General features: G+C 69.1%; 11 protein-coding genes, 1 pseudogene and 1 riboswitch. Of the genes and pseudogenes, 7 read left to right on the forward strand and 5 right to left on the reverse strand.

Annotated features, from left to right (window positions below):
* The first annotated feature begins 162 nt into the window (after nt 1-162).
* Nucleotides 163-255: riboswitch (SAM riboswitch) on the forward strand.
* A gap of 106 nt (nt 256-361) precedes the next feature.
* Nucleotides 362-3,823 (forward strand): 5-methyltetrahydropteroyltriglutamate--homocysteine S-methyltransferase, encoded by a 3,462-nt coding sequence (gene metE, locus GWK18_RS10155; protein WP_348535924.1) that lies wholly within the window; start codon nt 362-364, stop codon nt 3,821-3,823.
* Here metE and GWK18_RS10160 read toward each other — a convergent pair.
* Nucleotides 3,797-4,216 (reverse strand): DUF3151 domain-containing protein, encoded by a 420-nt coding sequence (locus GWK18_RS10160; protein WP_166835068.1) that lies wholly within the window; start codon nt 4,214-4,216, stop codon nt 3,797-3,799. The genes metE and GWK18_RS10160 overlap by 27 nt on opposite strands.
* A 233-nt stretch (nt 4,217-4,449) precedes the next feature.
* On the opposite strand from GWK18_RS10160, the gene GWK18_RS10165 reads away from it, so the two are divergent.
* The 6 genes from GWK18_RS10165 (at nt 4,450) to GWK18_RS10190 (ending at nt 11,095) form a co-directional block, all read left to right on the forward strand.
* Nucleotides 4,450-5,697: an FUSC family protein gene (locus GWK18_RS10165; protein WP_166835070.1), complete on the forward strand. Its 1,248-nt coding sequence runs from the start codon at nt 4,450-4,452 to the stop codon at nt 5,695-5,697.
* A 56-nt stretch (nt 5,698-5,753) separates the two neighbouring features.
* Nucleotides 5,754-7,148, forward strand: coding sequence for a galactokinase family protein (locus tag GWK18_RS10170; RefSeq protein ID WP_166835071.1), 1,395 nt, complete (start codon nt 5,754-5,756; stop codon nt 7,146-7,148).
* A 146-nt stretch (nt 7,149-7,294) separates the two neighbouring features.
* Complete coding sequence (locus tag GWK18_RS10175) at nt 7,295-8,032, forward strand: GntR family transcriptional regulator (protein ID WP_166835073.1); 738 nt, start codon at nt 7,295-7,297, stop codon at nt 8,030-8,032.
* 25 nt (nt 8,033-8,057) lie between these two features.
* On the forward strand, nt 8,058-9,002 hold the full coding sequence (iolB, locus tag GWK18_RS10180) for a 5-deoxy-glucuronate isomerase (protein ID WP_166835075.1): 945 nt from the start codon (nt 8,058-8,060) through the stop codon (nt 9,000-9,002).
* A gap of 54 nt (nt 9,003-9,056) precedes the next feature.
* On the forward strand, nt 9,057-10,082 hold the full coding sequence (locus GWK18_RS10185; RefSeq protein WP_166835077.1) for a Gfo/Idh/MocA family oxidoreductase: 1,026 nt from the start codon (nt 9,057-9,059) through the stop codon (nt 10,080-10,082).
* 14 nt (nt 10,083-10,096) lie between these two features.
* Entirely contained in the window at nt 10,097-11,095 is a 999-nt protein-coding gene (locus tag GWK18_RS10190; RefSeq protein WP_166835079.1) for a sugar phosphate isomerase/epimerase, read from the forward strand.
* Between the two features lie 58 nt (nt 11,096-11,153).
* Here the strand turns inward: GWK18_RS10190 and GWK18_RS10195 are convergent, their stop codons facing one another.
* From GWK18_RS10195 to GWK18_RS13480, 4 genes and pseudogenes are all read right to left on the reverse strand, one after another.
* The gene (locus GWK18_RS10195) at nt 11,154-12,392 is read right to left on the reverse strand and encodes an MFS transporter (protein ID WP_166835081.1); all 1,239 of its coding nucleotides are present in this window, start codon (nt 12,390-12,392) and stop codon (nt 11,154-11,156) included.
* Complete coding sequence (locus GWK18_RS10200; RefSeq protein ID WP_166835083.1) at nt 12,389-12,595, reverse strand: hypothetical protein; 207 nt, start codon at nt 12,593-12,595, stop codon at nt 12,389-12,391. Before GWK18_RS10200 ends, GWK18_RS10195 begins: the two co-directional genes overlap by 4 nt.
* 202 nt (nt 12,596-12,797) lie before the next feature.
* Nucleotides 12,798-13,046 carry a hypothetical protein gene (locus GWK18_RS10205; protein WP_206051969.1) on the reverse strand — a complete coding sequence of 83 codons (249 nt, stop codon included), beginning with the start codon at nt 13,044-13,046 and terminating at the stop codon, nt 12,798-12,800.
* Nucleotides 13,047-13,149: 103 nt separating this feature from the next.
* Nucleotides 13,150-13,584 (reverse strand): annotated as a pseudogene (locus tag GWK18_RS13480) (hypothetical protein); the annotation flags it as partial.
* Nucleotides 13,585-13,652: the final 68 nt, after the last annotated feature.

The following is a 13,652-nucleotide window of genomic DNA, read 5'->3' on the forward strand; positions in this document are numbered from 1 at the left end:
CCACAGACCCCACACCGGCATCGGCGGCCAAACACCCTCACAACGCGTTCACAACGTCACGGGGAAGTACATCTAGCGCGCCCGGCAGACGTCGCTCCTGGGTGAATACCTCAACGGTGAGCCGTTGCGAGGCCCGGGAAAGCCCGGATATAACTGTCTCGCTATCTATCCAGAGCGGCTGAGAGACCTGGCTCGTCGACGCCGCAGCAACCATCCTGTTCGCAGGAACGGTGCTCCCGCCAGGACCGATGGAGCGAACAGTGTTCCGTGGTCCACCGGACCGTCGTCGTTGTCACGACGCACGGCCGTGGGGTCTCGCGTGCACCCTCTGTCGGGGGTACACGGAAGGAGACCCACGAACGTGACCGACCCCCACACCGAACGCCCGCGCACCCCGGCGTTGTCCTACGAACTCTTCCCGCCGAGGAGCGAGGCCAGCCGGGAGTCGCTGCTGGCCACCCTTGACGAGCTGGCCCCCACGGCCCCGGACCACGTGTCCGTGACCACGGGTGCCGATGCCCTACGACGACGACGGTCGTTGTCGCTGCTGCACCACCTGGTCCACGAGACCCCGTTCCGACCCCTGGCCCACGTGCTCTGCGTGGGCCCCACGGAGGCCGAACTGACCGCCCTGATCGGTGACCTCCTGGACGTGGGGGTGCGCGGCATCCTGGCGTTGCGCGGTGACCGACCGGCGGGCGTCACGGAGGCCCGCGAGGACGAGTTGCCCTTCGCCCGTCACCTGGTGGACCTGATCCGCAGGGTCGAACGCGACAGCGCCCACCGACTGTGCGGCGGGCGGGTGTCCGTGGGGGTGGCGGCATACCCCGTCAAGCACCCCGAGTCCACGAGCGTGAGTCAGGACCTGGAGGTCCTGTTGGCCAAACAGCGCGCGGGTGCCGACTTCGCGATCACCCAGGTCTACCCGCAGGCGGAGGACTACGAGAAGTTCGTGGCTCGCGCCCGCAAGTCCGGTGTGGAACTGCCGATCGTCCCCGGAATCCTGCCCGTGACGGGCCTGCGCCGTTACCTCACCGTGTGCCGGATGGCCGGCGTGGAGCCGGATCCTCGGCTGGCCCACGAACTCGAGACCGCCGGATCGGACCGCCTACGGCACCAGGCCGGTGTGAAGGCTGCGGTCCGCCTGGCTCGCACAGCCCTGGACGCGGGCGCCCCGGGCCTGCACCTCTACACCTTCAACGAACACCATGCCGCCTTGGACGTCCTGGAGCAGCTGGATCTGCCCCGGCCCGTCCCGCCCACGACCGACGACATCACCCAGCCCCTTCCACTGACACCCGAACCGACCGCTGTACCGAACCCTGAACCGACCCGCACGAACCGCGAGGAGACCACCGTGACCAGCCCCAACCAGCCCAGCACCGCGCAGTACGCCTCCGACCAGTCCGCCCCGGCGAAGGACGCGGCCGCGTTCCCCGCCGCAACGATCCTCGGCTACCCGCGCCTGGGCCCGCGGCGCGAGCTCAAGTCCGCACTCGAGTCCTACTGGGCGGGGCGCTCCACCGCCGCGGACCTGGACCGGTCGGCCACTGAACTGCGCGACTCCACCGTCGCCCACATCACGGAACGGGGCCTGGAGGGTGACAGTGCGGTTCCGGCGGGTCACGCGCTCTACGACCAGGTCCTGGACACCCTGGTCGCCGTGGGCGCGGTGCCCGAACGATTCAGCGACCTGCGCGTCGGCCAGGGGCCTGCCGCCGGATCCGTTGACCGCGACGGGTCCTTCGTCCTGGCCCGCGGGGACGCCGCCCGCCAGCCGCTGGAGATGACCAAGTGGTTCGACACCAACTACCACTACCTGGTCCCGGAGATCGGGCCCACGACCGCGTTCACCGCCACCCCCTACGAACTGATCGACGCGGTGACCCGGGCTGCGGCCGACGGACGCACACTCCGCCCGAGCATCGTGGGTCCGGTGACCTTCCTGGCCCTGGCCAAGGACGACGGCACCTCGCCCACCCCGGCCCGTCCGCTCGACCGGCTGGAGGACCTGCTCCCCGTCTACGCCGACATCCTGGCCGCTCTCCGCACCGCGGGGGCGCAGTGGGTCCAGATCGAGGAACCCGCCCTGGTCGCCGACTTCGCGCACGTCACCGGCAACGAATTGCGTGACGCCGTCGAACGCGCCGCTGGTTACCTGGCGGAGCTGGACGACCGGCCGAAGATCCTGGTGACCACCCCGTACGGCGACGCCGGGGATCTCCTGACACCGCTGGTCGCCTCCGGCGTGGAGGCCGTGCACGTGGACCTGGTCCGCGGGGGGCTTTCGGCCGAGCAGGTCGCCCTGTTCACGGGTGAAGGCGCGCCGACCCTGGTCGCGGGCGTCGTGAACGGTCGCAACATCTGGCGCACGGACCTGGACGCGGTCCTGACCAGGCTCGAGTCGCTGCGATCCGCCGGGGCGACGGTCAGCGTGGCCACCTCGACGTCGTTGATCCACGTCCCGCACACGCTCGAGGGCGAGGACGATCTCGATCCCACGGTGCGCAGCTGGCTGGCCTTCGCCGACGAGAAGATCACCGAGGTCGTGACCCTGGCCCGCGGGCTGGCCGAAGGGCGGGAAGCGATCGCAACCGCGTTGGAGGAATCGGCAGCTGCCCTCACCTCACGCGTGACAGCGCCGGGGGTGGTCGATCCGGGTGTGCGCGAACGTGCGGCCCGACAGACTCCCGCCGACACCCGGCGAACGGCGGCACACGTCCGGCGGGAGGCCCAGTCCCGGCGACGGTTCGGCTCCGCCCAGCTGCCACCGCTGCCGACCACGACCATCGGTTCCTTCCCGCAGACCGGGGAGGTCCGGAAGGCCAGGGCGGACTTCCGACTGGGGCGGATCGACCGGGAACAGTACGAACAGTTCCTGCGCGCCGAGATCACGCGGGTGATCGAGCTGCAGGAGGACCTGGGCCTGGACGTCCTGGTCCACGGCGAGCCCGAACGCAACGACATGGTGCAGTACTTCGCCGAGAACTTCGACGGTTTCGCGGTCACGGGAAACGGCTGGGTCCAGTCCTACGGATCCCGCGCCACACGCCCGTCGATCCTGTGGGGCGACGTCTCACGGGCCGGCGAAGGCCTGGAGGGCGGTGCCTTCACGGTGCCGTGGATCGAGTTCGCCCAATCCCTGACCCAGCACCCGGTCAAGGGCATGCTCACGGGCCCCGTGACCATCCTGGCGTGGTCGTTCGTGCGGGAGGACCAGCCCCTGGGGCACACCGCGGACCAGGTGGCGTTGGCCCTGCGGGACGAGATCGCCGACCTGGAGGCCGCCGGCATCGGCATCATCCAGGTCGACGAACCGGCCCTGCGCGAACTCCTGCCGCTGCGTCGGGTCGACCGCACCGCCTACCTGGACTGGGCCGTGGACGCCTTCCGGCGAGCCACCGCCGGTGCCGCTGACGACACCCAGATCCACACCCACCTGTGCTACTCGGAGTTCGGTGACGTGATCGAAGGCGTGGACGCCCTGGACGCGGACGTGACCTCGATCGAAGCCGCCCGCTCACGCATGGAAGTCCTGGCCGACGTGCGCTCGGTCGGCTTCTCCCGCGGACTGGGCCCCGGCGTGTGGGACATCCATTCCCCGCGGGTCCCATCCGTGGACGAGATCGAGTCCCTGTTGATCAGCGCCCTCGAGTACGTGGACGCGGACCTGCTGTGGGCCAACCCGGACTGCGGCCTCAAGACCCGCGGCTACCGCGAGACCGAGGAGAGCCTGCGCAACCTGGTGGCGGCCACGGCAAGGGTGCGCGAGCGCCTCAGGGGTGCACGGCTGAATTCAGGACTGGAGCTGCTCGGCCGCTGAGGGATCGGAGTCGTTGAGGAACTTCTGGATGCGCTCGGCCTCGTCCAGCTCGCCGATGGCGGCTGCGGCCTGGCCGAGCGCGGCCAGGGCCCGAAGGAACCCACGGTTCGGCTCGTGCAAGAACGGCACGGGTCCGTGCCCCTTCCAGCCGTTGCGACGCAGGGCGTCGAGCCCGCGGTGGTAACCGACCCGCGCGTAGGCGTAGCCCTCCAGGGTGCGCCCGTCGGTCAGTGCCTCCTCGGCCAGGATCGCCCAGGGCAGCTGCTCCTTGGGGAAGGCACGGGCCAGGTCCTCGGCCTCGTCCCCGGCGTCGAACCGGGCGACCAGTTCCGGGTTCTCCTCGAGCAACGTGGGGTCGGGTTCTCCCAGGAGGTTCTTTCCGAGCTGGCTCATGTTCGTCCTTCCGACGGGTGCCGTCCGGGACGGCGCGTTGTCCTGCTGTGTTTGCTTCCCGCCAGCCTAACGACGGCGTCGTCGGGAATCAGCCGACGGACAACGCACAGGGGGCGCCGACCGCGTGAGAGAAATCATGATTCGGCCGAGAAATCGGCCCCTCTCAACCCATCGACTCCGCCCGCCCGTAGCTAATACGCTGGCGCACGCACACCGCATGACGAAGGAGTTCCGTGCGCATTCCCAGCCGTCCGTCGGCCCCTGCAGTCACCGACGACGATTCGCTGATCCGGCCCTGGCACCAGGGAGCGATCACCCCGCCGCGTCTCTTGCTGGCTCTCAAGGCCGCGACCGCCTGCACCATCGCGTGGGTCGTGGCGCCTTACATGCCGGGGGTCGTGGCCGAGTACCCGTTCTACGCCCCGCTCGGTGCCCTCTCCGTCATGTATCCCACTTTGTTGGGTTCGATGCGCACGGGGTTCCAGACGATCATCGGACTGGCGTTGGGCATGGCCCTGGCACTGATCGTCCTGATCACGGACCTGAACACGATCATCACCCTGTTCATCGTGATCGCCCTGGGCACCATCCTGGCCGGGGTACGCAAGCTGGGGGTGGGGGCCGACTACATCCCCATGACGGCTCTGTTCGTGCTGGTGATCGGTGGCCCGAACGCGGACGACTATTCGATGGGTTACCTGGTGCAGATGACCACCGGTGCGCTGATCGGGTTGGCGGTGCACCTGTTGGTGGCCCCGCCCGTGGACATCCGCTCCGCGTCTTTGGAACTGGGCCGGGCGGAGAAGCTGCTCATGCACTACCTGCGGGACGTGGCCACGGAGGTACGCACTCCGGGTTCGACCACCCGCCGCGACTGGTTGGAGATCAACCAGCAGCTGGCGCAGATGACCATGGAGGTCCGTGGCATCGTCCAGGAGCAGGCCACGGCCATGAAGGGCAATCCGCGCATGCTCCTGCCCAACAACAAGAACCAGGACCCCGGACTGGCCCGCCTCCTGCGCGTGGAGCACGTGGCCTTCTACATGCGCAACCTCACGGACGTCCTGCGTCGGCTCTTCGCCACGGACGGCTCCCACATGGTGGTGCCCGCGGAGGTCTCCAAGGAGCTCGAACGCGCCCTGCGCGCCGTCGCCGAAGTCATGCGGGTCGCCTGGCGCGTCGACACCGCATCACTGACCGCGTTGACGACGGCGCTCACGATCGTCCCCCTCAACCTGGACGACGAGGAGAAGGACGAAGTGGCGATTCTGGCCAAGCGCGCCCGTTCGCGGATCGCTGATCTCTCCGACCAGCTGGAGAACCTGGAGATCCGCAACACCTGGGACCATTGGTGGCTGGTTGCCGTGAGCACTGACCTGGAGCGAATCCTCCAGACCGTCACCGCCCACGGTGCCTCCAACCCGCCGCCCGCTCCCAAGCGCGCGAAGGTCCTGGCGCTGCCCCGCCCCATCCGGCGCTGACCCCTCCGGCACTCGGGCTAGGCTTCATTGCACTGCCCGCTTCCAGGAGGCCCCTCTTGACCACGTACCGTTCCCCCTCCCCTGGCATCGACGCATCCGCGTCCGGCGCGGACGGGGCGCCGGAGGGACTCAAGCCCATCTGGATCGAGCACCCGGATCTGGAAGCGATGGGCCGCAGAGGATTCCGACGCTTCCGCAGCGAATTCGCCAGGGACCCCGAGGGGATCTGGATGGCCCCGGGGCGGGCCAACCTCAACGGTGAACACATCGACTTCCTGGGGGGCCGTTGCCTGCCCATGGCACTGCCATACGGGACCCTGGTCGCCGCGGCCCCGAGAACGGACGGGCTCCTGCGGATGCGCACTCTGGAGCCGACCCTGGACTCCGGCATCGTCGAGGTCCCGGTCGACTCGATCGGGCCCGGCACACCGGAAGGGTGGACCGGGTACGTGGCCGGGGCCCTGTGGGCCCTGCGCATTGCCGCCGAAAGCCATCCCGAGCTCGCGGTTCCCGAGAACTTCGGTGCGGACCTGCTGATCCGCTCGACCCTGCCCGTTGGCGGCGGACTGTCCTCCTCTGCGGCACTCGAGTGTGCCGCGATCCTGGCCTTTGTGGGCATGTCCACGGGGCACCGGGACCTGGACGACCAGACACGGGCAGTCCTGGCGCACGCCTGCATGATGGCCGAGGTCCAGGTGGTCGGAGCGGCCACGGGTGGCCTGGACCAGACCGCCAGCCTGCGCTCGCTGCCCGGCCACGTCCTCTCCCTGGACTGCCGTGACTTCTCGATCACGCACCACCCGATCGCGCCCCTGGTCGAGGGCCACCGATTGGTCGGCGTGGACACCAGCACCCCGCACTGGCTGGGTGGTGACGACTTCAGTTCCCGCCGTAAGGACGCCGAGGCAGCCGCCCGGTTCCTCGGCGCCGAAAGACTGCGCGACCTCCTGCCCGAATCCCCGGAGGCGGCCGACGTGGACGCGGTGCTCGCGCGGTGGGACGCCGCCGACCCCGGCCCAGCGGACCTTGACGGGCGAGATGTGGCCGGGTGCCGCCGTCGTCTGCGGCACGCCCTCACGGAGATGCTGCGTTCCGAACGGATTGACGCCCTGCTGCGCGACGGGGCTCCGGATGCACTCCCGGGTGGGGCACCCGGGGAACTCGGACGGATCCTCACGGAGGGGCACGCCTCGATGCGCGACGACGCCGAGGCCTCCTTCGCCACTGCCGACCTGATCGTCGAAACGGCCCTGGCCCACTCGGCAGCCGGCGCCCGCTTGATCGGCGGCGGATTCGGCGGTTCGGTCCTGGCGCTGCTCCCGATGAACAAGGTCGACTCCGTGGTGGAGGCCGTGGACCGCGCGGTCCTGGCGGCCGGTCTGCCCCGGCCGCGGTTCCTGTGCATCGAGGCGAGCGCCCCCGGCGCCCAGCTCTGCCGCGACTGCGACTGACGCCGCGCCGGGCCCCGGAGGCGGCCCCACCGGCTGGCCCTCTGACTGGCCCGGTGGCCGGGACCGGACGCACGAGGACGTGGCACAGCCCTTCCCATCCGCTATTTGTCATGACAAAATGACATAGATCACTCGAAGGAGTTCTCATGGCCACTGACGTGCAGGTAGCACTGGACCGATCGTCCCCGGTCCCGCTGTACCACCAGGTGGCGACCGCGTTCGAAACGGCCATCCGGGACGGATCGCTGCCCCCGGGGACGCGCCTGGACAACGAGATCGAACTGGCCAAGCGTTTCAGCCTGTCCCGACCCACCATGCGCCAAGCCCTCGACCAACTCGTCCAGGCGGGGCTCGTGGTTCGTCGTCGCGGGATCGGGACCCAGGTCGTCGAACCGCCTGTCCGCCGACCGCTTCAGTTGTCCTCCCTCTACGACGACCTGATCGAGCAGGGCTCCAAGCCGAGCACAGAGATCCTCGAACTGGCCCACGTCAGCGCGGACCAGGACCGGGCGGAGCTGCTGGGCATCAAGGAGGGCACCCCGCTGCAGTACCTGCGCCGCGTCCGTTCCATCGACGGGACTCCCCTGGCGATCATGGAGAACTGGGTGCCGACCGATGTCCTGGAACTGGACCAGGGGCAACTGCGCGACCACGGCCTCTACGACCTCATGCGCGGTGCCGGCATCGACTTCCGCCTGGCTCATCAGCGCATGGGCGCCACCGTTGCGGACAAACAGCAGGCGGCCCTCCTGGATGTCGAGCCGGGTGCCCCGTTGGTCCAGATGGAGCGCGTCGCGCGCGATTCCAGCGGACGCGCCGTCGACGGTGGTCACCACCTGTATCGCGCCGACCTGTACTCCTTCGAGATGACGCTCGTGAAATGACCTCCTCCCCGTGCAAAGGAGCACCATGACCACCGCAGCTTCCAACTGGTTCCACCCGGCGGGCTCCACCGCCCATGACGACTGGTGGCTGGACCTGGGCACCCCGGACTCGCACGTCCAGGCCCCGGGCTGGGCGCACACCGGACTGCGGGTGGCCGAACTCGCCCCGGGCGCGTCCGTGGAGCTGCCCGCACAGGCCGAGGAACGCATCCTGGTCCCGTTGGCGGGTTCGTTCACGGTCACGGTCGGCTCGACGGGCGACGACGGTGGCGACGACGAAACCCGGTACGAACTGACCGGACGCCCCTCCGTGTTCACGGGCCCCACGGACGTGCTCTACACCGGCATCAACCGGGCGTGCACGATTTCTTCGACCGACGGCGGTCGGGTGGCCGTTGCGTCCGCTCCGGCGCACAACGACTACCCCACCCGGCACGTGGTCCCCGCGGACGTGCCGGTGGAACTGCGCGGTGCGGGCCAGTGCTCCCGGCAGGTCCACAACTTCGGGAATCCGGCAATCCTGGAAGCCGATCGCTTCATCGTGTGCGAGGTCCTCACCCCGGCCGGCAACTGGTCGTCCTACCCGCCGCACAAGCACGACGAGGAGAAGGAAGGCGAAACCGCGCTCGAGGAGATCTATTACTTCGAGATGCAGACCGCCCGGGGCATGCCGGTGCCGACCGCCGACGAGGGCGGCCCGGACGCCATGGGGTACCAGCGCGTCTACGCCTCCGACGGCCGCGAAATCGACGTGACGGCTGAGGTCCGCACGGGCGACGTCGTCCTGGTTCCCTACGGCTGGCACGGCCCGGCCATGACTCCTCCCGGCCATGACATGTACTACCTGAACGTCATGGCGGGCCCGGGCCCCGTCCGGCAGTGGCTCATCAGCGACGACCCCCACCACGGCTGGATCCGCCAGACCTGGAACGACGCCGACATCGACCCCCGTCTGCCGTTCGCCGGCTGACACCCCGCACCTCTGTTGTCGGCAGCCAATGATGCCTGCCGGAAAGGTGGATCCATGTCCACAGTGCTCGGACTCATCGGCGTGGGGCGCATCGGCGCCATGCACGCCGCCAACCTGGTCGCAGTGCGCAACGGGGACGACGCCCATCCCCCGGTTGACCTCGACATCGTGCTGGCCGATGTGGCCGTGGACCGGGCACAGGCCCTGGCCGACGCCCTCGGTGTCCGCGCGGCGGGCTCCGTGGACCAGGTGTTCGACGAACGACCGGACGGCGTGCTCATCGCCGTCGGGACCGCACAACACGCGCCGCTGATCCTGCGTGCGCTGGAGGCGGGGATCCCGGTGTTCTGCGAGAAGCCCGTGGCCTCGACCGTGGCGGAGGCCCTGCCGGTGCTGGAGGCTGCCGAACGCACGGGTGTCCCCGTGCACATCGGCCACCAACGTCGTCTGGATCCCGGGCACCTGGAGGCCCGCCGGGCCTTCCGTGCCGGTGAACTGGGCTGGCTGCACACGGTTCGAGCCATCACCGCCGACCAGGCACCGCCGCCGGTGGCATTCCTTGCCACTTCCGGTGGATTGTTCCGGGACTGCTCGGTCCACGACTTCGACACCCTGCGGTGGATCACCGGTCGGGAGATCGTGGAGGTGGACGCCCGCGGGTCCAACAACGGCGACCCCGAAATCGGGAAGGTCGGTGACGTGGACACCGCGGTCGCCCTGGTCACCTTCGACGACGGGCTGGTGGGCACCGTGTCCGCCACCCGGTACAACGGCGCCGGGCACGATGTCCGTCTGGAGCTGCAGGGCTCGGCGGGGACCGTCCAGGTCGGCCTGGACGAGCACTACGCGGGCCGCTCGGCCGAACCCGGGGTCAACTTCCCGGACGGCACCCCCTGGTTGACCTTCCACGAACGATTCGCGGAGGCCTACGTGGCCGAGATGCGGGCGTTCGTGGAGATGGTGCACGGCGAGCGCACCTCACCGTGCACACCGGCGGACTCCGTGGCCGCCTCCAGGGTGGCCGATGCCGCCCAAGAATCCCTGACCACCGGAGCCCCGGTCCGCGTGGACCTGGGCTGAGGAAGGAGCACACCATGCATCTCGGGCTCTACACGGCACCGCTGCACGACCGCCCCCTGCCGGAAGCATTGGAGGTCGTGGGCGGACTCGGCCTTGACGCCGTCGAACTGAACACCGGCGGGTTCCTGCCCCCGGTCCACGTTCCGGTTGCGGAGATCGACGCCGACCCCTCCGCCGCTGCCAAGTACCTGGAGTCCTTCGAGGGCACCGGAGTGAGTTTGCAGGGGTTGAACTGCAACGGCAATCCGCTGCACCCGGACCCGAAATTCGGCCCGGTGCACGCCGAGGACCTGCGCCGCACCATTCGCGTGGCGGGAGCGCTCGGTCAGACGCGCGTGGTGACCATGTCAGGCCTCCCGGCGGGTGAGGACGGTGGGACGATCGCCCCGTGGGTGGTCAACGCCTGGTCCTCCGGCCATCTGGACGTCATCGAGCGTCAGTGGGACGCTGCGGTGCCCTTCTGGAAGGAGATCGACGAACTCGCCGGTGAACACGGGGTCAAGGTGGCCCTGGAGTTGCATCCGCAGAACGTGGTCTTCAACCCGCCGTCGTTCCTGGAACTGATCGAGCGCACGGGCGCCACCAACCTGGGCGTGGAGCTGGATGCCAGCCACCTGTTCTGGCAGCAAATGGATCCCGTGCAGGTGGTCCGGCGCCTGGGCAAGCACGTGGTGCACGCCGCGGCCAAGGACGTGCGGATCAACCCGGAGGCCGCGTGGTGCGGCGTCCTGGACAATTCCTTCCGCAGGCTGGCCCCGGAGGAGAACCGCGTCAACCTGGGCGGTGAGGAGTACGTCAACGAATGGCCTCAGGACTCCGCCTGGGACTTCGTGGCCCTGGGACGCGGGCACGACGCCGCCTATTGGGCCGAATTCATCACCGCGCTCAACGAGGTCGACCCGGACATCGCGCTGCACATCGAACACGAGGACACCTCCTTGGGGCCCGTGGAGGGCGTGGCCGAAGCCTCGGGTGTCCTGTTGGAGGCGGCCCGGATCGCGGGCATCCGCTGAGGTGACCCGGAGACGGTCGGTCGGGAACGCGGGACGGTCCTGACCGACCGTTTCGGTCTCAGTGGAGCAGTTCGTCGTCGACGTAACCGCCCTTGGCCACCCGGCGGCCGAAGACCACCAACGGGAACGACGACGCGAGCAACAACAGCAGCGGAACCGTCCAGCTGCCCGTCCAGCCGTGGATCAGGCCGATCAGCAGCGGTCCGGCACCGGCCATGAGGTAACCCGCGGGCTGGATGAACCCGGAGACCCGCGCCGTGACCGCGGGTTCGCGGGTGCGGGCGGTGATCAAGGCGAGTGCGGTGGGGAAGGCCAAGGAACCCAGACCCAGCAGCAACGCCCACACCAGGGGCACCGTGGAGGGTGCCAGGAGCAGGCCCCCGTACCCGAGCACCATGCACACGCCCATGGCCGTGATCCAACCGGCCAAGTGGCGTGAGGTGGCCACCATCCAGGACGTGGCGAAACCCCCGGGGACTCCCAGGAAAGCGATCATTCCCACCAGGACGGATGCAGTGCCCAAGCTCAGGCCGGCGTCACGGTAGATCTGGGACATCCAGCCGAACTGGATGTAGGCGTTCGTGGACTGCAGCCCGAAGAACAGGGCCAACGCCACCGCCGTCCTGGACCGCCACACGGGCCGCCCGGGGGCGGGATCGTGCGACGCACCGGCATTGGCACCGGCAGCCGCTGCGGGTCGGGCCGAAGCGACGCGCCCCAGGCGCCCGCCCGAGCGGGTCATGAGCACTCCCCACACCGCCGCGGCCATCAGGGACATCAGGCCCCAGGCAGCCAGCGCGGGCTGCCACCCGCCCGTCGCGGCGAGCAGGAGTCCTGCCACCAACAGCGGCGCGGCACCGCCCACGGCCAGGCCGGTCGAGTACACACCGGCCAGGAACGCGGGCTTGTCCCGGCCGAAGATGCGGATGACCGCCGGGACCAGCACGTTTCCGACCGCCATTCCGGCCAGGGCCAAGGCACTGAGGAGCACGAACATCCCGGCGGAACCGACGTACGGACGCGCCAGCAGACAGGCCGCGGTCAACAACAGACCGATCCCGATGGTCGCCCCCACCCCGAGTCGCCGGGACAGCGGGACGGCTGCCACACCTCCCAGGGCGAACATGAAGCCGGGCAACGCGGTGACCAGGCCCGCCGTGCCGCTGGAAAGACCGAGCCCGGTGCTGATCTCGGCGAGCACGGGGCCCACCGAGGTCGCACCGGGCCTCAGGGTCACAGCCGCGGCCAGGATCGCGATGGCGACAAGGGACATCGCGGGGCCACGGGAAAATCTCATTGGGCGATCGTAACCTCACGCCCCTGTTCGGTGGCGGACCGGGAGATGGCCGCGATGAGCTGCATGTTGTGGACGCCGTCGTCGAAGGTCGCGTTGCGCGGCCAGGACTCGTCTTCGGCGAGGCCCGCAACCTCCTCCAGGAAGGCTCGGGTCTGGAACACGAAGCCGTCGTTCTGCCCGAAGCCGATTCCCGGTGCGGCCATGGGGAACCCCTCCCCCACGTACGGATGGCCGGGGCTGTGAATCGCATCGCTTCGAGGCGTGTTTCTGAGAACTTTCGGTGGCTCATGAGGAGGGCTTCTGTGGCAGCGTCGACGAGCTCTGGAGTGAGGTCGGCGGCCCGCAGCACGCGTTGACCTCGACGTACGTGGACATCGACATGTCGGACGTGAGGAAGGACCTCGATCAGGCGAGGAGTGTGATCCAGTAGTCCCAGAAGCGCACCGCGCTCAACGCGGCGACCAGGAGGAACCAACCGACCAGGGCTGGAGTCTGGTAGGCGTGGACCCACGTGCCCGTACAGGCCCGTCGTGAGCCGGTCTGGCCTGGCAGCAGGCGCAGGTTTCGTTGGGTGACGATCACGAACAGTGGGATGGCGACCGCCCACACGGCCATGCAGTACGGGCACAACGCGCCGATCCGATACAGGCTCACCCAGATGAGCCAGTGGACGAAGATGGCGGCGAGAGTAACCCCGGCCTGCAGCCTCAGCGGCCAAGGCAGCATTGACCGAGCTCACGTGAAGAGGCATGTACCTCACGACGAACTCGACACGGTCGCCGTACCGGTCCTTGATGTCCTCCACATGGGGGTACAGGGCGATGCACGCCTCGCACTCGAAGTCGAGGAACTCCACCAGCTGAACCTGATCACCATCGGTCATGCGTGGGCTGTCGGGACGGACCAGATTCTCGAGTGAACCCTGGGGAGCGTCCGCGCCGGGCGACGAAGAGTCCGGTCGGGTGAGCAGTACAGCGACGACGAGAGCGATCAGGCCGCCGCGATGAGTGCAAGAGAGATCTGCCGACTGCGAGTCAGAGTGGCCTCCAGGTCTGGTTCCCGGCGTTCTGCCAGGCCCATAGGTCAACGTTCGCTGAACTATACCGAGGGATTCGGAAGTGACGTGCCAGTCGTAGAAGCACGCGGCATCGACCACCACGTGCGCGGTGAGCACGGGCAGACCCGTCGCCATCTGCGAGGCCTGGACAACCCAGACAGGCTCGACACGCCCTCGGTGTGCTGCGTCGACCTTGCCAGGGC

This window comes from Kocuria sp. JC486, assembly GCF_011602805.1.
Taxonomy (GTDB): domain Bacteria; phylum Actinomycetota; class Actinomycetes; order Actinomycetales; family Micrococcaceae; genus Kocuria; species Kocuria soli.

What these genes read in the sequence shown, in the direction of transcription:
- GWK18_RS10160 (WP_166835068.1), bottom strand. Translation starts at nt 4,216, where the DNA reads ATGAGCCAGCTCGGAAAGAACCTCCTGGGAGAACCCGACCCCACGTTG.
- GWK18_RS10175 (WP_166835073.1), top strand. Translation starts at nt 7,295, where the DNA reads ATGGCCACTGACGTGCAGGTAGCACTGGACCGATCGTCCCCGGTCCCG.
- iolB (WP_166835075.1), top strand. Translation starts at nt 8,058, where the DNA reads ATGACCACCGCAGCTTCCAACTGGTTCCACCCGGCGGGCTCCACCGCC.
- GWK18_RS10185 (WP_166835077.1), top strand. Translation starts at nt 9,057, where the DNA reads ATGTCCACAGTGCTCGGACTCATCGGCGTGGGGCGCATCGGCGCCATG.
- GWK18_RS10190 (WP_166835079.1), top strand. Translation starts at nt 10,097, where the DNA reads ATGCATCTCGGGCTCTACACGGCACCGCTGCACGACCGCCCCCTGCCG.
- GWK18_RS10195 (WP_166835081.1), bottom strand. Translation starts at nt 12,392, where the DNA reads ATGAGATTTTCCCGTGGCCCCGCGATGTCCCTTGTCGCCATCGCGATC.
- GWK18_RS10200 (WP_166835083.1), bottom strand. Translation starts at nt 12,595, where the DNA reads ATGGCCGCACCGGGAATCGGCTTCGGGCAGAACGACGGCTTCGTGTTC.